This window comes from Caedibacter taeniospiralis (assembly GCF_002803295.2).
GTDB lineage: Bacteria > Pseudomonadota > Gammaproteobacteria > Francisellales > Francisellaceae > Caedibacter > Caedibacter taeniospiralis.
Genome location: NZ_PGGB02000002.1, coordinates 66,893 through 90,353 on the forward strand (window position 1 = coordinate 66,893; position 23,461 = coordinate 90,353).

At 42.5% G+C, this 23,461-nt stretch carries 20 protein-coding genes and 2 pseudogenes; 11 read left to right on the forward strand and 11 right to left on the reverse strand.

What is annotated here, in order from left to right; all coding sequences use genetic code 11:
- Positions 1–64 precede the first annotated feature (64 nt).
- The 3 genes and pseudogenes from aceE to lpdA all read left to right on the forward strand — a co-directional run bounded on the left by aceE (position 65) and on the right by lpdA (position 5,765).
- A complete protein-coding gene (gene aceE, locus CU053_RS01165; protein ID WP_100551220.1) occupies positions 65–2,746 on the forward strand; it encodes a pyruvate dehydrogenase (acetyl-transferring), homodimeric type in 2,682 nt (893 codons plus the stop codon).
- 71 nt (positions 2,747–2,817) lie between these two features.
- Positions 2,818–4,104 (forward strand): annotated as a pseudogene (gene aceF / locus CU053_RS01170) (dihydrolipoyllysine-residue acetyltransferase); the annotation flags it as partial.
- 251 nt (positions 4,105–4,355) lie between these two features.
- Entirely contained in the window at positions 4,356–5,765 is a 1,410-nt protein-coding gene (gene lpdA, locus CU053_RS01175; protein WP_100551222.1) for a dihydrolipoyl dehydrogenase, read from the forward strand.
- A gap of 130 nt (positions 5,766–5,895) precedes the next feature.
- On the opposite strand, the gene CU053_RS01180 is transcribed toward lpdA, so the two are convergent.
- On the reverse strand, positions 5,896–7,446 hold the full coding sequence (locus tag CU053_RS01180) for an ATP-binding protein (protein WP_100551223.1): 1,551 nt from the start codon (positions 7,444–7,446) through the stop codon (positions 5,896–5,898).
- A 930-nt stretch (positions 7,447–8,376) separates the two neighbouring features.
- On the opposite strand from CU053_RS01180, the gene CU053_RS01185 reads away from it, so the two are divergent.
- Entirely contained in the window at positions 8,377–9,336 is a 960-nt protein-coding gene (locus CU053_RS01185) for a biotin--[acetyl-CoA-carboxylase] ligase (RefSeq protein ID WP_100551225.1), read from the forward strand.
- 3 nt (positions 9,337–9,339) lie between these two features.
- On the opposite strand, the gene CU053_RS01190 is transcribed toward CU053_RS01185, so the two are convergent.
- From CU053_RS01190 to rfaD, 3 genes are read right to left on the reverse strand one after another with little or no spacing between them, the layout of a single operon-like run.
- Positions 9,340–10,224 (reverse strand): polyprenyl synthetase family protein, encoded by an 885-nt coding sequence (locus CU053_RS01190; RefSeq protein ID WP_100551226.1) that lies wholly within the window; start codon positions 10,222–10,224, stop codon positions 9,340–9,342.
- On the reverse strand, positions 10,218–11,492 hold the full coding sequence (waaA, locus tag CU053_RS01195) for a lipid IV(A) 3-deoxy-D-manno-octulosonic acid transferase (RefSeq protein WP_100551227.1): 1,275 nt from the start codon (positions 11,490–11,492) through the stop codon (positions 10,218–10,220). Before waaA ends, CU053_RS01190 begins: the two co-directional genes overlap by 7 nt.
- Positions 11,489–12,475, reverse strand: coding sequence for an ADP-glyceromanno-heptose 6-epimerase (gene rfaD / locus CU053_RS01200; protein ID WP_100551228.1), 987 nt, complete (start codon positions 12,473–12,475; stop codon positions 11,489–11,491). The genes waaA and rfaD overlap by 4 nt, the downstream gene beginning before the upstream one ends.
- A gap of 160 nt (positions 12,476–12,635) precedes the next feature.
- On the opposite strand from rfaD, the gene ppk2 reads away from it, so the two are divergent.
- Positions 12,636–13,454 carry a polyphosphate kinase 2 gene (gene ppk2 / locus CU053_RS01205; RefSeq protein WP_100551250.1) on the forward strand — a complete coding sequence of 273 codons (819 nt, stop codon included), beginning with the start codon at positions 12,636–12,638 and terminating at the stop codon, positions 13,452–13,454.
- Positions 13,455–13,501: 47 nt separating this feature from the next.
- Here ppk2 and CU053_RS01210 read toward each other — a convergent pair whose 3' ends face one another.
- Both CU053_RS01210 and accD read right to left on the reverse strand, forming a co-directional pair.
- A complete protein-coding gene (locus CU053_RS01210; RefSeq protein ID WP_100551229.1) occupies positions 13,502–14,734 on the reverse strand; it encodes a bifunctional folylpolyglutamate synthase/dihydrofolate synthase in 1,233 nt (410 codons plus the stop codon).
- Positions 14,735–14,743: 9 nt separating this feature from the next.
- Positions 14,744–15,607 carry an acetyl-CoA carboxylase, carboxyltransferase subunit beta gene (accD, locus tag CU053_RS01215; RefSeq protein WP_100551230.1) on the reverse strand — a complete coding sequence of 288 codons (864 nt, stop codon included), beginning with the start codon at positions 15,605–15,607 and terminating at the stop codon, positions 14,744–14,746.
- Between the two features lie 202 nt (positions 15,608–15,809).
- On the opposite strand from accD, the gene trpS reads away from it, so the two are divergent.
- Both trpS and CU053_RS01225 read left to right on the forward strand, forming a co-directional pair.
- Complete coding sequence (gene trpS, locus CU053_RS01220; RefSeq protein WP_100551251.1) at positions 15,810–16,811, forward strand: tryptophan--tRNA ligase; 1,002 nt, start codon at positions 15,810–15,812, stop codon at positions 16,809–16,811.
- A gap of 1 nt (position 16,812) precedes the next feature.
- Positions 16,813–17,532: a phosphoadenosine phosphosulfate reductase domain-containing protein gene (locus CU053_RS01225; RefSeq protein WP_100551231.1), complete on the forward strand. Its 720-nt coding sequence runs from the start codon at positions 16,813–16,815 to the stop codon at positions 17,530–17,532.
- Positions 17,533–17,542: 10 nt separating this feature from the next.
- Here CU053_RS01225 and CU053_RS01230 read toward each other — a convergent pair whose 3' ends face one another.
- The gene (locus CU053_RS01230) at positions 17,543–18,412 is read right to left on the reverse strand and encodes a prepilin peptidase (RefSeq protein ID WP_100551232.1); all 870 of its coding nucleotides are present in this window, start codon (positions 18,410–18,412) and stop codon (positions 17,543–17,545) included.
- A 186-nt stretch (positions 18,413–18,598) separates the two neighbouring features.
- Here CU053_RS01230 and sucC point away from each other — a divergent pair.
- The 4 genes and pseudogenes from sucC to CU053_RS06435 all read left to right on the forward strand — a co-directional run.
- Positions 18,599–19,777 (forward strand): annotated as a pseudogene (gene sucC / locus CU053_RS01235) (ADP-forming succinate--CoA ligase subunit beta); the annotation flags it as partial.
- On the forward strand, positions 19,774–20,658 hold the full coding sequence (gene sucD, locus CU053_RS01240; protein WP_100551234.1) for a succinate--CoA ligase subunit alpha: 885 nt from the start codon (positions 19,774–19,776) through the stop codon (positions 20,656–20,658). The pseudogene sucC and the gene sucD, both read left to right, overlap by 4 nt.
- Before the next feature lie 40 nt (positions 20,659–20,698).
- The gene (locus CU053_RS06620) at positions 20,699–20,947 is read left to right on the forward strand and encodes a DUF29 domain-containing protein (protein WP_199244169.1); all 249 of its coding nucleotides are present in this window, start codon (positions 20,699–20,701) and stop codon (positions 20,945–20,947) included.
- Positions 20,859–21,149, forward strand: a complete 291-nt coding sequence (locus CU053_RS06435; RefSeq protein WP_325063823.1) for a DUF29 domain-containing protein — start codon at positions 20,859–20,861, stop codon at positions 21,147–21,149. Before CU053_RS06620 ends, CU053_RS06435 begins: the two co-directional genes overlap by 89 nt.
- On the opposite strand, the gene CU053_RS01250 is transcribed toward CU053_RS06435, so the two are convergent.
- Genes CU053_RS01250 through CU053_RS01265 form a run of 4 tightly spaced genes read right to left on the reverse strand, consistent with a single transcriptional unit; the run spans position 21,141 to position 23,457 of the window.
- The gene (locus tag CU053_RS01250; protein WP_100551235.1) at positions 21,141–22,067 is read right to left on the reverse strand and encodes an RluA family pseudouridine synthase; all 927 of its coding nucleotides are present in this window, start codon (positions 22,065–22,067) and stop codon (positions 21,141–21,143) included. The genes CU053_RS06435 and CU053_RS01250 overlap by 9 nt on opposite strands.
- A gap of 47 nt (positions 22,068–22,114) precedes the next feature.
- Positions 22,115–22,534 carry an HIT family protein gene (locus CU053_RS01255; protein WP_100551236.1) on the reverse strand — a complete coding sequence of 140 codons (420 nt, stop codon included), beginning with the start codon at positions 22,532–22,534 and terminating at the stop codon, positions 22,115–22,117.
- Positions 22,512–23,276, reverse strand: a complete 765-nt coding sequence (gene kdsB, locus CU053_RS01260) for a 3-deoxy-manno-octulosonate cytidylyltransferase (protein WP_100551237.1) — start codon at positions 23,274–23,276, stop codon at positions 22,512–22,514. Before kdsB ends, CU053_RS01255 begins: the two co-directional genes overlap by 23 nt.
- Entirely contained in the window at positions 23,269–23,457 is a 189-nt protein-coding gene (locus CU053_RS01265) for a Trm112 family protein (RefSeq protein WP_100551238.1), read from the reverse strand. Before CU053_RS01265 ends, kdsB begins: the two co-directional genes overlap by 8 nt.
- Positions 23,458–23,461 lie beyond the last annotated feature (4 nt).

A 23,461-nucleotide genomic window follows, 5' to 3' on the forward strand; every position in this document is an offset into this window, starting at 1 on the left:
TGTTTATAATTGTTCCCATTTTTAGCGCTTAGCTTTTTAAGTTTAAACTGTCTATGGAGGCAATATGTCTGAAGGGTTTCATGATATTGATATAACGGAAACACAAGAGTGGCTGGAAGCCTTAGAGGATGTGGTGGCACGCGAGGGGAATGAGCGCGCAAGTTTCATTGTCAATCAATTGTTAAATCGCGCGAATCAGATGGGCATTGAGAGTGCGTATGCGCCTGCCCAAAGTATTTCATTTATGAATACCATCAAGGTGGAAGATCAGCCTGCCTATCCTGGGAATCTGGAAATCGAGAAAAAAATTGAGAACTTAAATCGCTGGAACGCCGCGGTCATGGTGGCAAAAGCCAATAAAAAAGATGGCTCCCTTGGCGGACATATTGGTTCTGGTGCGTCGATTATGACACTGTATGAGGTGGGTTTTAATCATTTTTTCCATGCCCCAAGTGAAACAAAGCCAGGTGATGTTGTGCTTTATCAAGGGCATACGACTCCTGTTATTTATGCGCGATCTTATCTGGAGGGTCGCCTAAGCGAAGAGCAGTTAAAGAACTTTCGTCAACAGGCATTTAATCGCGATAAGGGCTTATCTTCTTATCCGCACCCCTATTTGCAACCTGCTTATTGGCAGTTTCCAACGGTTTCTATGGGGCTGGGTCCATTGCAGGCGATTTACCAGGCGCGTTTTATGAAGTATCTTCATGCGCGCAAACTGGCTGATACCAAAAATCGTAAAGTATGGGCATTTTGTGGTGATGGTGAAATGGACGAGCCTGAGTCCTTGGGCGCGATTAATCGCGCGTCACGTGAAGGCTTGGATAATCTTATTTTTGTGATTAACTGTAACCTGCAGCGCTTAGATGGTTTAGTCGATGGCAATGGTAAGATTGTTGAGGAATTTGCGCGAATTTTTACAGGCGCTGGCTGGAATGTTATTAAAGTGCTATGGGGCAGCAATTGGGAGCCGTTATTCGCCAAGGATAAAAGTGGCAAGCTGCAACAGCGTTTGGCGCAAATGAATGATGGACAAATGCAGTTTGCACGCTCCCGTGGCGGACAAGATCTGCATCAGACGATTTTTGGCGGAGATCCTGAGCTTCAGGAAATGGGCAAGGGTTATAGCGATGAGGATGTGCAGAATTTAATGCGTGGAGGACATGACCCCATTAAGGTTTATGCTGCCTATCAGCGCGCGGTGAATAATAACACGGGCAAACCAACCGTGATTTTGCCAATGACGATCAAAGGTTATGGTTTGGGTGAGTGGGGCGAATCTAAAAACATCGCGCATAATATTAAGAAGCTTGATACCGCCGCGCTGAAATATATTCGTGATCGCTTTGACGTGCCGGCAAGTGATGAACAGGTTGAGAAAATGGAATTTATTAAATTTCAGGAAGGCTCAAAAGAACACGCGTATTTACATGCGCAGCGCAAAACTTTAGATGGCTATGCCCCAGCCCGATTTGAAAATAACACCCCACTTCCCATTCCAGGTTATCAGGATTTTGCTCAGCTGTTTTTAGAAGCAAGTGGTGATCGTGAGTTTTCGACGACAACCGCGTTTGTGCGCATGTTTGTCAATTTAACGCGTCATAACGAACTCAAAGATCGCCTAGTTCCTGTGACGGTGGATGAATCACGCACTTTCGGTATGGAAGGTTTATTCCGTCAATTGGGGATTTATAATCATCGTGGTCAGCAGTATGTGCCCGAAGATAAGGCACAGGTGATGTATTACAAAGAATCCGTTGATGGTCAAATTATTCAGGATGGTATTAATGAAGCTGGGGGCTTTTGTTCATGGTTAGCTGCTGCCACGTCATACAGTGTGCATCGCGTGGCGATGATTCCTTTTTATATTTATTACTCGATGTTTGGTTTTCAGCGCATAGGTGATTTGGCTTGGCTTGCTGGTGACTCACATGCTAAGGGTTTCTTGTTAGGTGGAACTGCTGGGCGCACAACACTTAACGGTGAAGGTTTGCAACATGAGGATGGGCACAGTCATATTCAAGCGGGGTTAATTCCATCGTGTGTATCATATGATCCAACCTATGCCTATGAGCTTGCTGTTATTCTTTGGGATGGCATGCGTCGTATGTATGTTGAAGGTGAGCAGGTTTTCTACTATGTCACTGTCATGAATGAAAATTATGTGCATGGTGCGATGCCAGAAGGCTCAGAGGAAGGCATTATCAAAGGGCTATATTTGTTAAGAGAAGCTAAAAAGGCAGAGGCTAAAAAGCATGTGCAGTTGATGGGGTCAGGCACTATTTTACGTGAAGTGGAAGCTGCAGCCGAGCTTTTAGAGAAAGACTTTGGTGTAACGAGTGATGTCTGGAGCATGACTTCTGCCAATGAGTTGTACCGTGATAGTCGGTGCGTTGCACGCTGGAATATGTTGCATCCTGATAAAAAGGCTAAAGAGACCCATATTGAGAGGTGCTTGAAAGATCGTAAAGGTCCTGTGATCGCATCAACCGACTATATCAAACTTTATAGTGAACAGTTGCGTGAATTTATGCCCAGGAATTATATTACGTTGGGGACTGATGGCTATGGTCGTTCAGACTCGCGTGAGAATTTGCGTAGTTTTTTTGAAGTGGATCGTTATCATGTGGTGATTGCGGCGCTTACTGGCTTATTACGCGAAGGTGTGGTTACTGTTAAAACCGTGAAAGATGCGATTAAAAAATATGGGGTTGACCCCGAACGTGTTGATCCCATCAACCACTAGTAGGGGCGTATCACATACGCCCGTGTGAGTATTAAAGAAAGATAAATTAACAAGAGGAAAATTGCATGGCAATACAGCAAGTCACCGTACCAGATATTGGTGATTATAAGAATGTTGATGTGATTGAGGTCAATGTCAAAGTGGGTGATGTTATTCAAGCAGAAGACTCATTAATTACTTTGGAAACTGACAAAGCCTCAATGGAAGTGCCAGCACCTGTAGGTGGCGTTGTCAAAGAAATTAATGTCAAACTTGGAGATAAGGTCTCCAAAGGCACTTTGGTGTTATCCGTAGAAACGGATGCAGTAGCTTCAGCTGGGGTGAAATCAGACATTAAGCCATCTGAAGCGCCCATGACGCAAGTCGCTGTGTCAGCGCAACCCATGAGTGTAGAGGTTTCTGATGTTGGTAACTATAAAGGTGTTGATGTGATTGAGGTGCATAATGCCAATGCTCACGCCTCCCCTGCAGTTCGCCGTTTGGCACGCATTTTAGGGGTGGATTTATCCAAAGTTGTCGCAACAGGGCGCAAGGGACGAATCAGTAAAGAAGACTGCGAAAGCTATATTAAAAAAGCGGTTCAGCTAGTACAGACGGGACAGCTTTCATCTGGTGGGGGATTGGATTTATTACCCGATCCACAGATTGATTTTGCTAAATTTGGTGATATTGAAGTTGAGGCTTTGTCGCGCATTAATAAGCTAAGCGCTAAAAACCTGGCGCGTAACTGGGTTAAGATTCCCCATGTTACTTTCTATGATGAGGCGGATATTACCGATCTTGAAGTCTTTAGAAATGCTAAAAAAGCGGCTGCCGAAAAAGCAGGCGTTAAAGTGACACCGTTGTCTTTCCTCATCAAAGCCGCGGCGGTGACGTTAAAAGAATATCCACGCTTTAACAGTTCCTTATCTAATGATGGTGAGAGTCTGATTGTGAAAAAATATTTTAATATTGGCTTTGCAACGGATACGCCAAAGGGATTAATGGTTCCTGTCGTTAAAAATGCCGATACAAAGGGTATTTTTGAGATTTCTCGTGAGATTATGATCCTGGCAAAAAAGGCACGTGATGGCAAGCTTCTTTCGGATGATATGCAAGGGGCTACTTTTACCGTTTCAAGTTTGGGTGTGCTGGGAAGTACTGCATTTACGCCGATTATCAATATGCCTGAAGTGGCGATTATGGGGGTGTCAAAATCTGCGATAAAACCCGTGTGGAATGGTGCTGAGTTTATGCCAAGAACCATGTTGCCATTGTCGTTATCGACAGATCATCGGGTGATTGATGGTGCGTTAGCTGCACAGTTCTTAACGCGGTATTGTGCGATTTTGGCGGATTTAAGAGAGATTCTTTTATAAAGGCATTTTGTTTTTCAAGACTACCCCGTCCGCTTCGCGTTGTCCTCCAGCTGCGCGCGGAGCTTACAGCGCTCAAAGCTAAGGAAGCAAAACTGTTTGCTTCCTTTAAGGCGCTTTTCGCCCCCTTCGCTAACGAAGGGGGCGAAAAGCCGTTGAAAAATTCCCCTCTTTTGTAGAGGGGTGGCAGCCGTAGGCTGACGGGGTGTTTCTTGAATTGGGAGTTTGTAAAAGTTAGCAAGAAAGGTAGAAAAATGAGTGATATAAAAACAGAACTAGTGGTATTAGGTAGTGGTCCTGGAGGCTATAGTGCGGCGTTTCGTGCGGCAGATTTAGGTAAGAGAGTGGTGCTGATTGAGCGTTATGACTCGATTGGCGGGGTGTGTTTAAATGTTGGATGTATTCCATCAAAAGCGCTTTTGCATGTGGCTAAAGTGATCAATGAAGCCCGTCATCTGGAAAAAGAGGGTTTAATCAGTTTTGATAATTTAACCTTCAATAAAGATAAAATTCTGGGTTATAAAGACAAGATCGTAAGCCAATTAACAGGCGGGCTAAAAGGTCTGGCAAAACAGCGCAAAGTCGACATTGTCCAAGGGTATGGCAAGTTTACTTCAAGTCACGAAATTGCGGTTGAAACGAAAGATGGCATTAAAACCATTTCTTTTGACCATGCCATTATCGCGGTAGGCTCAAGCTCAATTAAGCTGCCGTTTATCCCTGAGGATCCTCGCATTATCGATTCAACGGGTGCGCTTGAAATGAAAGAAGTGCCTAAGAAAATGCTGGTGATTGGCGGGGGTATCATTGGTCTTGAAATGGCACAGGTCTACAGTGAACTTGGTTCTGAGATCACCGTGGTTGAATTTATGGATCAACTCATGGGGGCAGCGGATAAAGATATCGTGAAGCCCTATGAAAAGATGATGTCTAAGCGTTATGATATTCGCTTGGAGACAAAAGTCACCAAAGTAGAAGCGAAGAAAGATGGACTTTATGTTTCGATGGAAGGCAAAAGGGAAGCTCAAAACGAGCGTTTTGATCGCATCCTTTTAGCCGTTGGGCGCACCCCTAATGGCAAGTTAATCGATGCCGAAAAAGCAGGGGTTAATGTTGATGAGCGTGGGTTTATTAAAGTCGATAATCAGCTAAGAACTAATGTATCACATATCTTTGCGATTGGTGATGTCGTTGGACAACCCATGTTGGCGCATAAAGCCGTGCCTGAAGGACGCATTGCTGCGGAAGTTATCTCTGGGATGAAGCATTACTTTGAACCCAAGTGTATTCCAGCAGTCGCTTATACTGATCCAGAGGTTTCATGGGTTGGGGTGACCGAGAAAGAAGCCAAGGAAAAAGGCATCAAATATGACAAAGGTGTTTTCCCATGGGCAGCAAGCGGTAGATCATTAAGTATGGGGCGCAATGAAGGCATGACCAAAATCCTTTATGATGAAAACCACACTATTATTGGTGCAGGTATTGTTGGTCCTAATGCAGGAGAGCTCATTGCCGAAGCTGCATTAGCGATTGAGATGGGCTGTGACGCTGAAGATATTTCATTGACGATTCATCCACACCCAACTTTATCCGAAACGCTTATGATGGCAACTGAGGTCTATGAAGGAACTGCGACTGACATTTATGCACCTAAGAAAAAGTAGCTGTATTTTGGGCTAGAATATCCTCTGAAATCAATAACCCCCACCCATCTGTGGCTGCATACACCGTGCCTCCCAGAGCAAATATGCCATTGACACGATCATCTCCCAAGCAATTGCTTGTCCCAAGTGGCTAAAAAGGCTCAGCAATCAAATCAACCACATTACGCTCTTGTGAATCAAAGCTGATACCGATCAAATAAACAGGTTTGTTGCTGCTAAGATATTTTTCAGCATATTTTTTGTCTTTAATCTGCTGAATGGCACTCTTGGCATCACCCAGTTTGGCGAGTTTAAATTCGATAATCACGATCTTATCGTACATGATAATCGTCAAATCAATCTTGCCGCGATTAGTGACATCCTCAGGAATCGTGTCGTAACCCAAAGCCGTTAGAAAACTATACACAATGCTGGCATAGAACCCCTCATATTCGTCAATATGGTTATTGCGATACCAGTCATTGGGGATAGAGGCGAAGTGGCTGCTTAATATCAATTCCAGGCGTTTAAAATCATCTGTCTCCAAGACATTGAGTAGGCAACCAATCAGCCTGTCTTTAGCGCTTTGATTAGAAGCAATCACAGCTAAAGAATTGTTGAGGCTGTATTTGACCTCATAATTAGGATAGCTTAAACGGTAGGCTATTGTCTGACCGCGAGAGGTTACCGCTTTAATCGTCAAATAGCCCGTTTGAAATAATAAGGCTTCAATCGGCATATTATCGATATCAAAGGTTCTTAAGAGTTCCTCGCCCACCACAATATCCTCTAAATCAGGAAYAAARTAACGRTRCTTTTCRATCATCYTGACYAAAAARGTTGGCGTTGCCGTTTCAAACCAATAGGACTGGTACTGATAATCGCCATCGATAAATAACAAAATGTCAAAGGGGTTGTAGACCTTCTGGCTTTCACTGCCCGCAAAGTTGTAGCCGTTATACCATTTTTTAAGCTGGACTAAATCAACCTCCCCCTCTTTCAAGTAGGATCCAAATGACTGCTCCAACTCTGCCTGGTTATAGCCGCAAATATCGGCATAACGCTTATCCAGGGTAAGGTCTTTTAAGTTATTCAACTCGCTGAAAATACTGATTTTACTGAATCTTGACACACCTGTAAGCATCGCAAATTTGACATTCACATCCTGAGATTTAATCACGCTATAAAAGTTTCTAAGTCGCTGACGCATTGCCCTGGCAATCTCGGTATTATCGATATTATCCAAAATCGGCTTGTCATATTCATCGACCAGAATCACTACTTTGTGGTGGATGCTTGCAAGCTGGCGTATAAGATGGGCAAAACGCGTGCTCACCTCTTCGTATACATTGGTAATTCCATACAATTGGTAGTGATCATCAAGGAAGCTGTTGATTTTAGCGTCTAGTGCTTCAGGATCTGCAGCATTACCCTCACCAAAGGTAAAATGGAGCACGGGATACTTTACTTCCCAATCCCAGTTGTTTTCCAGATATAGACCTTTAAACAAATCTTTATTTCCCAGAAATGCCTGTTTTATCGTATCAATTAACAAAGACTTACCAAAACGTCTAGGACGTGAGAGAAAATAATACTTGCCGCGATTCACTAAATGATAAACATGCGGTGTTTTATCGACATAAATATAATCACCCGTGATGATTTCTGCTAAACCAGAAATGCCAATCGGAAGTTTTTTCATCTGTTTTGCTCAAGCCATTTAACCTGGAGGAAGTGTAACAGTTTCTAGCTGCCAAAACCATACGAGACACCTTACTTATATAGGACAGACACTTTCCCAATGGTCAAAAAACACAAACTGTATACCCCTCGCAAAATGGTTTGTGATGGGTATAACTCCAGTTGGATCAGGAAAAGTTTTCCTCAAGGATTAAATAAATCTTCTTCTTTAATAGATCGTATTTTAAGCCATAAAATGGCATTGCTCAAAAACAACACAACTGGAGATAAAAATGAGTATTAAAAAAACCTTACTTTCAACCTCGCTGGCAATGATATTAGCTAGCGGTGCCTTATGCCGCCGAACAAGAAATAGGGGGTGCTATTATGTGGACCACTGATGGGGATGTTCCTGTGAGTGATGCAACAAACTCACTGATCATGAACTTCAAGAGTGGTTATGCTGGAGTTTAAACCAAAAGTAGTATTGGAATTGCTGGAAAATGAGCTTATATTAGTAACGCTTGTGAATAGGCTCAGTAAGATGGCAAAAAACATTCAGAGGTGGGAAAAAGCTCTTTTTTAGAGAGTGCAGCTACCTCTGTGGTAGTTCTGCCAAAGGGGCTAAAGTGCAATGGCGCTACTTTAAGAAAATGAGTTTAAATCAATGATACTTAGAGCGCGGAAAGCAACCATCCATGGCACTGGATTGCTTGCATCCGTGCGGCAATGACGGACTTCTGGTTAGCAGGAGTCTGTCATCCTGAGCCAGGATGGCGTGAGGAGCCAATGCGAAGCTGCCATGGATGGCAAACTATGCTAAGGTAGTGCCATTGGGCTAAAGTGCACAAGGCTAAAAATAAAGAAAATGAAAGCTTTTAGTAGAAACCAGATGAGAAACATATCAAAAGTAAAGCAAATTATTTGAGTGGAGTAAGCCCAGCCTGTGAATATGACATTTTTAAAAATTTTAAGTCAACTGAATCACGTGAGTTACACCGATGGAACCACCATAGGCAATGCGCTTGGAATTACGCGTGCGGCAGTTTGGAAAGCCATTCAAAAATTACAAAGTGAATATCATATTGAAATTGAGTCGCATCGCAGTCATGGTTATCGGCTGGTTGATCCTTTGATTATGCTTGATCAACAGTTTATTTCAGGAGCTATTAATCATAAAGATGTTTTAGTTGAATGCTTTCCAAGCATTAACTCAACCAATACGTATTTACAAAATGCGTCATTAAAGTTCAGTTATCATATTTGTATCGCAGAACAACAAACTCGTGGCAAGGGGCGCTTTGATCGCGTGTGGAGTTCACCATTTGCTGAGAATTTATATTATTCGTTGAAGGTGAGCTTAAACAAGGAACTTAGTGATTTATCAGGCTTAAGCTTAGCCGTTGCCGTCGGGGTTACCAAAGCTTTATCTCAAAGTTTTCCCAAGCTTGATCTTAAAATCAAGTGGCCAAATGATATTTATGTTAATGGCAAAAAATTGGCAGGTATTTTGATTGAAGTGAAGGCTGAGTCAAATGCACAGAGTCAGATTGTTATTGGGATTGGTATTAATGTGAATATGCGTAAAAACGATACAGTAACTCAAGCATGGAGCTCGTTGGCAAATGAGCTAAAAACTTATATTGATCGCAATGCTTTGGCAATTACGGTAAGTAATGCACTTATCACTACGTTGAAAGCGTTTGAAAAAGAGGGTTTTGCTTATTTTATGGATGACTATCACCATTATGATTATTTAAAGGGCAAGTCTATTAGTTTGAGTATTTTAAATAAGGAAGTCGTTTCAGGTGTCGGGAATGGTGTAAATGAATTAGGACAGCTTAGGCTTAAGATAGGCGAGAATGAGCAACGCGTATTTACCTCAGGAGAGGCAACGATTATTAAACGTTAAAACCTAATGTGTTCTGCTAATGATATACTGAGAAAGCGCTTTAAGACCCATGGTGTTAAAAGCATGAAGTTTATCTAACTGATCTGCAGCTTGATTAAATAAATCATCAAGAAGCGCTTGTGTAGCATCAATCCCGAGGAGTAAAGGATAAGTCGACTTATTAAGCTTAAGGTCACTGTCATTATCTTTGCCTAAAGTCTGTGTATCAGAAGTTGCTTCCAAAAGATCATCTTTAATCTGAAATGCCAGTCCAATAGATTGGCTAAATTGGATTAAATGGTTTTCAATACAATGATTGTGATAATGGGACGAAGCCACAAATGGCAAAAGAATTGCGGCAGTCAGGAGTTTGCCTGTTTTAAGGCGATGTATGGTTTCGATTTCATCAATGCTTTGTTTTTTACCTTCGCCCTCAATATCTAGCTGCTGACCTGAGACCATCCCCTGGCTGCCTGCATGGGTTGAAAGTGTGTGTAGTATTTTTTTAAGCTGTTCCAAGCTTAAGTCTTTAAGTTCACTTAGTGCCTGAAATGCCAGACTTTGTAAGGCGTCAGCTGCCAGGATGGCGGTAGCTTCATCAAACTGGATGTGACAGGTGGGCTTGCCACGGCGAAGGTGATCGTCATCCATCGCAGGCAAATCATCGTGGATAAGAGAATACGCATGGATGGCTTCCAAGGCAAAAGCGATATGCTTGATATTGTGTTCACTGCATTGGAAACACTCGCCACTGAGATAGCTTAAAATTGCGCGGATGCGTTTTCCGCCTTCTAAAAAACTATATGCCATAGCCTCTTGCAGGCGTAAGCTTCTGATATTTTGTTGATAAAAATAGTCTTTGGCAAACACCTCAAAGTCATTTTTTATGCGTGCGAACTTGCTCAACATAGAAAAGCCTCAACGATTGAAAATTGCTTGTCAAGTGCTCCTTTGTTTTGATTAAAAACTACAATGGCAGCACCACCTTGTTCTTTGGCGATTTGTGGTTCAATAAAGAGTTTTTGCAAGACTACGGCTAGTTCATTGCTATGAGTAACAAAGGTGAGTGCGTGAGCTGCCTGCAACTTACTGGCAACCTCAGCAAAATTAAACACCGATGTGCCAGAGAGAATGGGTTTGGCAAGGGCTGCGGGCTCCAGCATGTTGTGTCCTCCTTTATTCACAAGGCTGCCACCGACAAAGGCGACGTCACTTACTGCGTACAATAGCATCATCTCACCCATCGTATCCGCAAGATAAATGTCAATGTTATGCGTGGATTCGTTTAGGCTTCTGCGGCTGCAATTTAATTGTCGGTTTTGTATTAGTTCAGCGACTTGATCAAAACGCTCGGGGTGCCTGGGCACAAGAATTAAAAGTGTGTCAGGTAACTGTTGTAACAGGGTTTGATGCGCTTTTAATATTATTTCGTCTTCACCTTGATGAGTGCTTGCGGCAATCCAGATATGCTTTTTGTTAAACGTATTACGCAAAGCTTTGGCGTTACTTGCCAGATCGTGCGCAATCGGAAAATCGTATTTGATATTCCCATCAACGCTGATTTTGTTTCGAACCATGCCAAGATTAATAAAACGCTTAGCATCATCGGTTGACTGTACACTAATATGAGTGAGTTGACCAAGCATTTTGCGCGTTATAAACCTGATTCTAGCGTAGCCATCAGCAGATCTTTGAGATAATCGTGCATTTAACAGGATGACTGAAATCTGCTTTGCGGTACAAACTGCCAAGAGATTTGGCCATATTTCAGTTTCCATAATAATGCACAGTTTAGGCTTCACACATTTGATAAAACGTTTGAGTAAACATGGAATGTCATAAGGAATGTAGCTGTGATGGATATTGCTAAATGTGGCATATAGCTTTTGTACCTGGGCACTTCCTGTTGGCGTCATGGTGGTAACAATAAAATGGTCTTGGGGGCGGGTGCTGGCGAGCTTTTTGACCAAAGGTGCAATAGCAATACTCTCCCCCATGGAGACTGAATGGATCCAAATGCTTTGTTTTAATCTAAAAGGGACAAAGCCATAGCGCTCAGAGATGCGTTGACGATAACCTTTATTTTTACGGCTACGAATGAGTTTTTGGAGTGTGACAAAAGGTAGAATTAAACCAAACAGCAGGCTGTAAATAAAACGCAGGGTGTTGTAGATCATATTTTGTTCTTTTCTAACCAGTGAAGGTATTCAGTTACTCCTGTTTTGACGTCTCTAAACCCAACATCACAGCCTGTTTCTCTGAGTTTATCTAAATTAGCCTCAGTATAACTTTGGTAATGTCCCTTTAGGTGATCTGGGAATTCGATATATTCCAACTCACCTTTGCCGTAGAAATCAAGGATACTATTGGCGATGCGATTAAACGGTTCAGCTGTCCCTGTGCCGCAGTTGAAAATACCAGAGGTTTCGGGATGATCTAGAAACCATAGATTAACTTTTGCTGCATCCTCAACATAGATAAAATCACGCAACTGCTCACCCGCCTGGAAGCCATCATAGGCGCCAAAAAGCTTCAGTTTTTTAGCGACCTTAAATTGCTTATAGTGCTGAAATGCAACACTCGCCATTGAGCCTTTGTGCATTTCGTGTGGTCCATAGACATTGAAATATTTTAAGCCGACGATTTGGCTTTGTGCATGAGGTAAGTATTTTCTAACATATTGATCAAATAAAAACTTGGAATAGCCGTAAACATTGACGGGTCTTTCGTATTGGCGTTCTTCAATAAAAGTAGTGTTATTACCATAAGTAGCAGCGCTTGACGCGTAGATAAAGGGAATTTTGTGACGCATACAAAAGTGCAGAAGCGTTTTACTGTATTGATAGTTATTATCCATTATATATTGCCCATCCCATTCAGTAGTAGCTGAGCATGCCCCTTGATGGATAATGGCAGTGATATTTTCAATCTTGAGGTAACTAAGACCAGATGTCGGGGCTAGGTAGGCTAAGTCTGTGTTGATTGCTTGCAGAAATTCATTTTGATCGCAGTAATCAGCGATTTCATAATCGACCAAATTAATAAATTGATGACCATTTTTTAAGTTGTCAACCACCAGAATATCCTGATGTCCACGAATGTTAAGTTGTTTAACGATGTTAGCACCAATAAAACCTGCACCACCTGTGACAATAATCATCGCATTTCTCCGTATGTTCAAACAGGGGCAATTCTAACAAAAAAAATGCCAGTTTTCCGCAACTTCCTTGATTAACGCTTTATGGCTAAGTACCTGGCTTGTGGTTATTTATGGAGTCGCCTACAATAAAGCAATCAAAAAGTTAAGATCACCAATGGATATGAGTCAAGCACCGTTAGATTTACTAAATCGTCGAAAACTTTTTACTGAAAATATCTATCCATACCAGGAAAAAATGCCCATAAAAGTCTATGAGCAGCAAAAAACCCAGTTGCAGATTGAGCTTCTGAAAATGCAGCAGTGGGTAAGATCCACAGGGCAAAAAGTATTGATTATATTTGAAGGACGTGATGCAGCAGGCAAGGGGGGGACAATCAAACGGATGATGGAGCACTTGAATCCTCGTGGTGCGCGTGTTGTGGCATTAGAGAAACCGACAGAGCTTGAACAGGGGCAGTGGTATTTTCAACGCTATATTCGCCATTTACCGATGGCTGGTGAAATTGTCATGTTTGATCGCTCCTGGTATAACCGTGCAGGGGTTGAAAAAGTCATGGGCTTTTGTACCCCTGAGCAATATGAACTATTTTTGCAGCAGGCACCTGAACTTGAAAAAATGTTGGTACAAAGTGGGATTAAGCTTTTTAAACTCTGGTTTTCAGTCAGTCAAAAAGAACAAAAAATACGTTTTCAATCTCGCTCAGTTCACCCATTAAAGCAATGGAAATTAAGTCCTATTGATAGGGCAAGCCTGGATAAATGGGATGATTACACCGAGGCTAAGGAAAGCATGTTTTTACATACTGATACAGAGCTTGCACCATGGACGGTGATTAAGTCAGATGATAAAAAACGGGCGAGAATTAATGCCATGCGTTTTATTTTATCCAGGCTGGACTATAAAAATAAGGATCCAAACATCGCGATCAAACCCGATTCACTGATTGTTGGCTTAGCTAGTGAAATTTATCCTGAATAGATTAGTAGAGAGTCCCATTTTCCCCTGCCTCAGAGATGTCTATCTAATCATTTTTGACAGAGAGTGAGTGTTGAGTTTTGTTTTTGCGCGCAGTATCTGGTCAGCTCACCAATGAGCACAAAAGAACCAAAGACCATCACAAGGTCATCGTCGTGAACATTATGGGTTACGTAGTCAAAAGCCGCAACGGGCGTGTTAAAAAAAAGGCTGTTGCGGGGAAAAAGATGTTGCTTTTGTACATCTATAACTGAGGTAAAACGCGAATCAATCGCGCTTAAATCAGGAATAAGCCACTGTGTTACCACGGCTTGTCCATGCTGGATAATGCTGTGAATATCCTTGTGCTGATTGGCAGTAAAGATTGCAATCACCCGCTCTTTAGGCTCGTCTTGTAATAAGACCTGAATTTGCGTAAAAAAGTTGCTTACGGCTTGCGGATTATGGGCGACATCAGCAATGATCAAGGGTTTATGTTGTATGACCTGAAATCGACCAGTTACGCTTAATTTTGCTATATCACTGGGGATGCTGAGCTTTCCCTGGATCTGCTCAATCGCCGTTAATGCACAGATCATGCTGTTAGGGTGAATGTTATGGTTGTCAATGACAGGGTGATTCTTGGTCTCTACAATAATAGCCTTGATTTGCTTGAGATAATTCATTGCGTTTGGTGGCAAGACTTTTCCGATGATAACAGGCTTGTCAGCACGTGCAATATGTGCCTTCTCAAGGGCAATTTGCTCAATGCTATTACCAAGGAGATTGCAATGATCGAGCGCAACTGTGGTGATAATGGCAATCTCGGCATCAAATAAGTTTGCGGGATCTAACCGCCCCCCAACACCAACTTCCAGTACTACCCAGGAGGGTTTTTTGTTTTGAATATAAAGCCAGGCGCAAAGAAAACTGACAAAATGATAACGGAGCTTGAGTTTAAGTTGCAGGCAGGTTTGGTAGATACGCCTAAGACAGGATAACAAATCAGCATCTTTAATATCTTTCTGGTTATAACTGATTCTTTCGTTAAATCGGAGAATGTGTGGCGAAATATGACAGATATGGTCAATGTGATTGTATTGCAGGATATGGGATATGAGTGCAACGGTCGAACCCTTGCCATTAGTGCCCGTCACTGTAATGATTTTTGGCTCATAATCAACGCAAAGCCTATCCAGAAAAAGTCTTAAATCCAGAAGTGCGGCTTGTGGAAAGGCTAAAGCACTAATCTGACTGATGATTTTTTCAATGCAGTCACCTGGGCTTACGCTTAACGCAGGCATAATGGGGTTTTAACCAACGTGCTTATGCTGCGTTGGCAACAATTTATCGAGTAAATGACTGATATCATTGGCAAGCTGCTGGCGATGCACAATACGATCGATCATGCCTTTTTCAAGCAGAAACTCACTGCGTTGAAAACCTTCTGGCAGTTTTTCACGCACGGTTTGCTCGATCACCCTGGGACCTGCAAAGCCGATTAGTGCATTTGGCTCGGCAATATGGATGTCTCCGAGCATTGCCAAAGATGCAGAGACGCCACCAGTGGTCGGATCAGTCAAGACCACGATGTAAGGGAGTTTGTGTTTGGCTAGTTTGGCAAGCGCTGCACTGGTTTTTGCCATTTGCATCAGGGAAAAAAGGGACTCCTGCATTCGAGCCCCTCCACTTGCGGTAAAACAGATAAGAGGTTCCTGTTTTTCAATCGCAAGATCCACAGCACGTACAAATTTCTCGCCAACAACTGCACCCATTGATCCTCCCAAAAAGCTAAAATCAAAGATAGCTGCAACCACAGCTTTGGCATTGATTAAGCCATCAAATACAAGAAGAGCATCATTTTCTTTGGTTTTCTTTTGCGCGGCACTTAAGCGGTCTTTATAGGATTTGGTGTCTTTAAACTTGAGAATATCTTTTGGTTTTACGTCACTGAAATATTCAACAGCAGAATCCTTATCGAAAAAATAGCCCGCACGCTGGCGTGCATTTAAGCGCATATGATGATCACAGTTAGAACAAACCATCATGTTTTCAACTAAATCAGGAAGATACAACACGGCACTGCAAGATGGACACTTGTGCCAGACCCCTTCAGGAAGTTCTTTTTTCTGGGAGTCAGAGCGTAATTGCGGAATAATTTTGGTGAGCCAGCTCATCGGTTAAATCGATCACTTTGGTGAATACACATAGCTCGCCATTGTATAACACTCAAAAATCATTTTCACAATCTTTCTTGCGCGAAAGCACAAATTTAGGCGTTACGTATATGAGTGCTTTTCTGTTACACTGGCGAACCTCATTAAAAGCCATGAGGTATCATCCACAAAAATGACGAAAGCAGTAAAAATAGCGAAAGAAATCCATAAAAAAATTGTTTTAACAGGCATCACTCCTTCTGGTACGCCACATATCGGTAATTACATTGGTGCCATTAAACCTGCGTTGGAAATGGCAAAAAATCCTGATTTTGATGCTTATTTCTTCATTGCGGATTATCATTCACTCATCAAACTATGGGATGGTCAATTAAGGCAGCAATATATTTACGAGATCGCAGCGACTTGGCTCGCTGCAGGGTTGGATCCAAAAAAAGTGATGTTTTATCGCCAGTCAGATATTCCTGAGATTATGGAACTTAATTGGATATTAACCTCGGTCACTGCCAAGGGGCTTTTAAATCGTGCTCATGCTTATAAAGCAGCGGTGGATGCTAATATCGCCGAGGGTGAAAAGGATGAAGATGCAGGTGTCACGATGGGGCTTTTTAATTATCCGATGCTTATGGCAGCGGATATTATTATGTTGAGTGCGGATCTTGTTCCTGTGGGGAAAGATCAGATTCAGCACATTGAAATTGCGCGTGATATTGCCAATCGTTTAAACCACATTTATGGATGTAACCTGTTGAAGGCTCCAGAGGCGTTGGTCGATAAAAGTACGCAAACCATTCTGGGGTTAGATGGGCGCAAGATGTCTAAGAGTTATAACAACACCATCCCATTATTTGCGCCAAGTAAGTTGCTTAAAAAACTGGTGATGAAAATTGTCACCAATTCACAGCTGCCAGAAGAACCTAAGGAAGTAAAAGACTGTATGGTTTTCGCGCTCTACAAACATTTTGCCGATGAGACTGAAGTTTCTATCCTTGCTGAACGCTATCAAACTGGGATTGGCTGGGGTGAGGCGAAACAAATTTTATTTGAAAAAATGGATGTTGTGCTAACTCCTATGCGTGAAAGGTATGAATATCTTTTGGAAAATAAACAGATTATTGATGAGTATTTAGCAGAAGGTGCGGCGAAGGTTCGCATAGAGGCACAACAGCTACTAGTCAAACTAAAGCAACAAATCGGTCTATAGCATGTATTGTATTGTCGCTAATTTTGGTGATGACAGCATTGCTCTCATACAGCGTGCGTATGAGCTTAGCTTGTCAGACGTTATTGTGCTATCAGTGGACACAGGGTGGCAGGCAAGCATATGGCAAGCTCGTGTGGATAAGGCTAGTAGCTGGATTAAAGCGCTTGGATTTACGCATTATCACTTAAAGCCAGAGCATGATTTTAGTGCGTTAGTTAAGGCACGTAAGCAATTTCCTTCTCAACAATTTCACTGGTGTGCAGGGTTTTTAAAAGGCATGGCAATACTTAATTGGCTTGAGAAAAATGATGAAAATTTAGAGGCTATCATACTTTTGGCAAACCGCCGATCAATGAGTAAGGCGCAAGCCGATTTGCCTTATGAGATAGAGGAATCACAGCGCTATGATGATCGCAAGGTGCGCTATCTTCTGGCGGATATGGGTGAAGACGAGCGTAATCAGTTGATTGCCAAGACCCCTTTTAAAACGCCATTAAACCACCGCTCACTGGAATGCCAGCCGTGTATTCATTTAACCCAAAGAGACGTGCTGACTTTTTCAGCAAGAGACATTAAACGTATCACGGCTTTAGAGCATGAAATTGCACTGCCAATGTTCGATCAGGACTTTGGCGAATATTTAAGCGCTATCAAAAAAAATACTAACTATTATGACGAGTTTGCCAAGACCTGTAGTTGGGATTATGGCTGCGGGCTGTAGTTGTACTACCCTAAAACAAGGCTAGGGTCACTTGAAAATATGTGGCTGTTATCGCTTGCCCTATAAACGGATAAAGAATCCCAGTAAGTGCAATTGCAGGTCCAAAAGGAATCAGGTTTTGTTGTTGTTTACGAATAAGGCTTGCGCATAAAGCAAAAACAATGCCTAACACAGCACTCACAAAAATGAGAAATAATAAACTCTGAAGACCAAACCAGGCGCCAAGTGCTGCCATAAGCTTAAAATCTCCATAGCCCATTCCTTCCTTTTTGATTATCCATTTAAAAACCCAAAACACCAGCCATAATATGCCATAGCCTGCGCTTGCACCTAGTATCGCCATTGTGGGGGTGGTGAAAACAAAAGCACAATTTGCCAAGAGTCCAAGCCATAGTAGTGGCAGCGTTAGCACATCAGGCAACATGAAATGCTTAAGGTCAATCACGACAAGGGGGATAAGAAAGAAACACAGTACACAAAGTAAGAGGCTAAAAGCGTTAATACCAAAAAACCACAAGATGAACAATATGAGAGCACCACTAAGTATTTCAATAATTGGATAAATAGGGGATATTTTATGCTGGCAAAAGGCGCATTTCCCACGTAGAAAAATAAAGCTGAGCACAGGGATGTTATGCCAGGCTTTTAAAGTGGTGTGGCAGTTTGGGCAAGCGGAGCTTCGGTGAATATTTTCTTGTTGTTGAGTTGCAAGACCTTCGCCATTATTTACGCCAGGTAATTCTTGTGCCTCACGTTTGTATTGATCCTCCAGTATTTTAGGCAGGCGTAAAATGACAACATTCAAAAAACTGCCGATACAGACTGCAATAATGGTTGCAAAAGTTAAGAGGATTGGCTTTGCGGAAATTAACAGATCCATAATTTTTAGTGGGCGTCATTGGTTTTACATGAGTATATACACATTCTCAAATCCTAAAACAAAAACTTTGCCAATTGGCGCTTAACCAGCACCAGATTATCAGATATACTTGCCGATGTTTTCGTTTTTGTGTCGCTAAGAGCATGAAAACATTGTTAAACAAACCATAAAGTAGATAGTGAGAAAGATATGAATTTACACGAGTATCAAGCAAAACAGCTTTTTGCTGAATATGGCTTGCCTGTTTCTAAGGGCTATGCTGTTGAAAGTGTTGAAGAAGCGTTGGTTGCTGTTGATAAAATTGGTGGCGACATGTGGGTTGTTAAGGCACAAGTGCATGCAGGCGGTCGTGGTAAGGCTGGAGGGGTTAAACTTGTTTCTAGCAAAGAAGATGTTGCTAAATTTGTGAAAAACATGATGGGTACACGTCTTGTTACTTTCCAAACCGATGAGCATGGTCAACCCGTTAGTAAAATTCTTATTGAAAGCTGTACTGATATTGCCAAAGAGTTATACCTAAGTGCGGTTGTTGATCGCAGTACACGCCGTATTATTTTTATGGCTTCAACAGAAGGTGGTGTTGAGATTGAAGAAGTAGCCGCTCACACGCCGCACAAAATCTTTAAAGAAATTATTGATCCTGTGGTCGGTGCGCAACCCTATCAAGCGCGCAAAATCGCATTTAAGCTCGGATTAGAGGGTAATCAGATCAAGCAATTTACTAAGATTTTCTTAGGTCTTGCTAGAATGTTTGAGGAAAAAGACCTTGATCTTTTAGAAATCAACCCTTTGGTGATCACCAAGGAGGGTAATTTACACTGTTTAGATGCTAAGGTTTCGGTAGACAATAATGCCTTATTTCGTCAGCAGCAATTAGCTGAATGGCGTGATTTGACTCAGGAAGATGAGCGTGAGGCGCGCGCTGCCGAATGGGAGCTTAACTATGTTGCCTTAGAGGGTGATATCGGCTGCATGGTCAATGGCGCGGGGCTTGCAATGGCCACAATGGACATCGTTAAACTGCACGGAGGGCGTCCTGCGAACTTCCTGGATGTTGGCGGTGGCGCGACCAAAGAGCGTGTGTCGGAAGCGTTTAAAATTATTCTATCTGATTCAGCGGTTAAGGGTGTATTTGTGAATATCTTTGGTGGAATCGTACGTTGTGACATGATTGCTGAAGGAATTATGGCTGCGGTTGAAGAAGTTGGTGTTAAGGTGCCTGTGGTTGTGCGTCTAGCGGGAACCAATGCGGAACTGGGTGCCAAGAAATTAAAAGAAAGTGGTTTAAACATTATTGCAGCAGGTGGTTTTACCGATGGTGCGAAGAAAATCATTGAAGCAGTTAAAGAGGTAACTCACGTATGAGCGTTTTAGTTAATAAGAACACAAAAGTTATTTGCCAGGGCTTCACAGGTAAGCAGGGCACGTTTCATTCTGAACAAGCGATTGCCTATGGCACAAAAATGGTTGGCGGTGTGACACCTGGCAAAGGGGGCACGACGCATTTGGATTTGCCTGTATTTAACACGGTACAAGAAGCCGCTGATGCGGTAAAGCCTGATGCAACGGTCATTTATGTCCCAGCCCCATTTTGTAAGGACTCAATCATTGAAGCCGCTGATGCGGGCATTAAGCTCATCGTGTGTATTACCGAAGGGATTCCTGTGATGGATATGCTTGAAACTAAGGTTTATGTGGAGCGCTCAGGTTCTCGTTTAATCGGTCCAAACTGTCCAGGTGTGATTACGCCTGGTGAGTGTAAAATCGGTATTATGCCAGGCAATATCCATATGCCAGGAAAAGTGGGTATCGTGTCACGTTCTGGTACTTTGACTTACGAGGCAGTTAATCAAACGACCGCTTTGGGCTTTGGTCAGTCAACCTGTATCGGTATTGGTGGCGATCCCATTCCAGGCACTAATTTTATCGATGCACTTGCCTTGTTTCAGAATGATCCGCAAACTGAGGCGATCATTATGGTCGGTGAGATCGGTGGTTCAGCTGAAGAAGAAGCCGCTGCATACATCAAGAAGCATGTAACAAAACCTGTTGTATCTTATATTGCAGGTGTTACGGCCCCAGCGGGCAAACGCATGGGGCACGCGGGAGCGATCATCTCTGGTGGCAAGGGGACTGCTGCGGAGAAATTTGCAGCCCTTGAAGCTGCGGGCGTTGCCGTAAGCAAATCCCCAGCTGAGATGGGTAAAGTCCTCAAAGAAATTACGGGGTGGATGGTTCCTGCCTGATTTTTGCATTGGGTTGATCTAAATTTTAGGAGAATAATCTATGACCAGTACACTTTATGAGAAAGACTTCTACGCTTGGACCATGCAAACAGTAAAGGCATTGCGGGAAAGAGCATTTGATAATCTAGATATAGACCACTTAGCTGAGGAAGTGGAAAGCATGGGTAAGAGTGATTTTAGAGAGTTAAAAAAATCGTTTAATTGTGCTTATTGCGCACTTATTGGGGTGGGAATATCAAGAAAATCAAAGAAGCTCAAGTTGGCAAGGAACTATCAGAGAACAGCGTAACTCGATAGAAGATGTGCTGGAAGATAGTCCAAGCTTATATCGATTAATTGAAGGATTAATGACTGAAGATAGGTTGTATATTCGCGCAGTGAACATTGCCGCTTTGGAAACAGGCATAGCTAAGAAAGCATTTCCAGAGCACTGTCCTTATAGCGTGACTCAACTAATGGACCACGATTTCTTGCCTGTGGATTTACAGTAAATCTAAAAGCTTACTGCATTCCCGATCATAAGGCGCTTCAAAGTAAATCTCTTCTGTTGTTTTAGGATCTTTGAAGGAGAGTCTTGCCGAATGTAAAAACAGGCGATTAAAACCTTTGCTGATAAGTCCTTGATCCTTTGCTTCAACACCATATTTTTTATCGCATACAATCGGGTGATCAAATGCCGTAAGGTGCACGCGGATCTGATGCGTTCTACCCGTATGGGGTATGGCTTCAACCAGGGTGTAATCGTCGAATTTTTGCAAAATGCGTACACTGGTCAATGCTTCTTTCCCATCGAGTTTGTCAACGCGCACGATACGCTCGCCATGCGGGAGTAAATGACGCTTTAATGGTAAGTCAATCTGTTTGATTTTATTTGACCAGTTGCCATGAACCAGGGCGTGATAGGTTTTTTGCACTTCGCGTTTTTTTAGTGCTTCATGGAAGTAAGTTAAAATGCTGTATTTTTTGGCGATAATCATGCAACCCGAGGTTTCTTTATCCAAGCGGTGTGCCAGTTCCAGTTTCTTGGCGTGGGGACGCAATTGCCTTAGGCGTTCAATGAGTCCTGAGGTGACTCCAGAGCCGCCATGCACGGCAATGCCACAAGGCTTGTTGATAATCATATAGTCATCGTTTTCAAATAGAATTAAAGATTCTAAGAAAGACAGATGATCGTCACTCACCCTAATAATGGCGTCTTCTTCCAAAGTAAAGGGGGGAATGCGTACGATGTCTCCAGCACTCACACGATAAGTTTGCTTAACGCGTTTTTTATTAACCCGCAACTCACCCTTCCTAAGCCATCGGTAGATTAGAGTTTTAGGGAGTTTGCTGAATTGACCCATCAGAAAATTATCAATGCGCTGACCGTTTCGATCTTCATCAACATTAAGGTATTGAACGCCTGCCATATTAAAATTCCATTAAACAAACGATGAATGCAATACGAGGCTGTCCTTTACGCTTGAACACAGGCTGAACACCTTTTAATCAGACTCATAATGATTTCATTTCGTTGATCATCCGTATAAGGCTTAAACTGTTGTTTTCCCCACACCACATCAGGCCAGCAAAAATCATCCTGCTTTCGACCCACCACGTGAATGTGCATTTGTGAGACGACATTGCCAATCGTAGCGATATTAATTTTATCGACCTTAAGTTCTGTTTTAAGAAATGCCGATAAGGCACTGACCAGTTTATTAAGCCTGATTTGCATGACTTCTTCGAGCTCAAACCATTCTGTCAGCTGAACTTTTGGGATAAGCAAAAACCATGGCACAAGCGCGTTGTTAGACAGTCGAAGCTCAATGTCACCCAGGTCTTTGATTAAGCTACTGGTTTCCGCTAAGCGCCTATCGAGCTTGAAATTGTTCATATACGTGTCTCATCTTTTCTAAGTCTGCCAAAGTGTCAATTCCTGGGGGAGTTTTGGCGTTTGCTGTGGCGATCGCAATCTTTTGATCATGCCACAGTACGCGTAGCTGCTCTAGAGACTCAATTTGTTCAAGCGGGCTCTTGGTCATTTGCGTATATGTTTTTAAAAAGCCTGCACGATAGGCATATAAACCAATATGGCGGTAGTGATCACCTGGATTAATTTTGTTTTGATCAAACACTCCTCTCTGCCAGGGAATGGGCGCGCGTGAAAAATACAGGGCAAACCCGTGGTGATTGAATACCACCTTAACACAATTTGGATCGTGCACTTCTGATTCATCTGTGATTTGCTCGCACAAAGTTGACATGACTGCCGCAGGCTTATTGATGAGTAAATCAGTCGCTTGAATGACATTTGCAACAGGAATCAATGGCTCATCACCCTGAATGTTCACGACAATGTCATCATCTGCTATTGAAAGTTTTTCGATCGCCTCAGCCAGGCGATCCGTGCCTGACGGATGATCAGCGCGTGTCAAACACACTTGAGCTCCAAAGCTTTCGGCAACTTTTCTAATTTCTTCACTATCTGTCGCAATGACAACCTGGTCGAACTGACATTGGACTGCCCGATGATAGACATGCTCAATAATGGGTTTTCCCGCCAAATCAAGCAGTAATTTATTGGCAAGTCTTGTGGATTTCAGGCGTGCTGGAATAATAATGTGTCGCTTAATCATATTGTTTTACTTCTTCAAGCGTTAATTTTCTGGCTTCTTCAATCAGCATTCTTGGAACCTCATCGATAATGGGGTAAGCCAACTTATCCGCTTTACACACAAGCTGCCTGTTTTTCTTGTCATAAATTACATGAGATTGACACACAGGACATACTAAAATACTCAATAGATTTTGATCCATACTC

Coding starts and splice junctions, on each gene's coding strand:
- aceE (WP_100551220.1), top strand. CDS start 65: ATGTCTGAAGGGTTTCATGATATTGATATAACGGAAACACAAGAGTGG.
- lpdA (WP_100551222.1), top strand. CDS start 4,356: ATGAGTGATATAAAAACAGAACTAGTGGTATTAGGTAGTGGTCCTGGA.
- CU053_RS01185 (WP_100551225.1), top strand. CDS start 8,377: ATGACATTTTTAAAAATTTTAAGTCAACTGAATCACGTGAGTTACACC.
- CU053_RS01190 (WP_100551226.1), bottom strand. CDS start 10,224: ATGTTGAGCAAGTTCGCACGCATAAAAAATGACTTTGAGGTGTTTGCC.
- waaA (WP_100551227.1), bottom strand. CDS start 11,492: ATGATCTACAACACCCTGCGTTTTATTTACAGCCTGCTGTTTGGTTTA.
- rfaD (WP_100551228.1), bottom strand. CDS start 12,475: ATGATTATTGTCACAGGTGGTGCAGGTTTTATTGGTGCTAACATCGTT.
- ppk2 (WP_100551250.1), top strand. CDS start 12,636: ATGAGTCAAGCACCGTTAGATTTACTAAATCGTCGAAAACTTTTTACT.
- CU053_RS01210 (WP_100551229.1), bottom strand. CDS start 14,734: ATGCCTGCGTTAAGCGTAAGCCCAGGTGACTGCATTGAAAAAATCATC.
- accD (WP_100551230.1), bottom strand. CDS start 15,607: ATGAGCTGGCTCACCAAAATTATTCCGCAATTACGCTCTGACTCCCAG.
- CU053_RS01225 (WP_100551231.1), top strand. CDS start 16,813: ATGTATTGTATTGTCGCTAATTTTGGTGATGACAGCATTGCTCTCATA.
- CU053_RS01230 (WP_100551232.1), bottom strand. CDS start 18,412: ATGGATCTGTTAATTTCCGCAAAGCCAATCCTCTTAACTTTTGCAACC.
- sucD (WP_100551234.1), top strand. CDS start 19,774: ATGAGCGTTTTAGTTAATAAGAACACAAAAGTTATTTGCCAGGGCTTC.
- CU053_RS06620 (WP_199244169.1), top strand. CDS start 20,699: ATGACCAGTACACTTTATGAGAAAGACTTCTACGCTTGGACCATGCAA.
- CU053_RS01250 (WP_100551235.1), bottom strand. CDS start 22,067: ATGGCAGGCGTTCAATACCTTAATGTTGATGAAGATCGAAACGGTCAG.
- CU053_RS01255 (WP_100551236.1), bottom strand. CDS start 22,534: ATGAACAATTTCAAGCTCGATAGGCGCTTAGCGGAAACCAGTAGCTTA.
- kdsB (WP_100551237.1), bottom strand. CDS start 23,276: ATGATTAAGCGACACATTATTATTCCAGCACGCCTGAAATCCACAAGA.
- CU053_RS01265 (WP_100551238.1), bottom strand. CDS start 23,457: ATGGATCAAAATCTATTGAGTATTTTAGTATGTCCTGTGTGTCAATCT.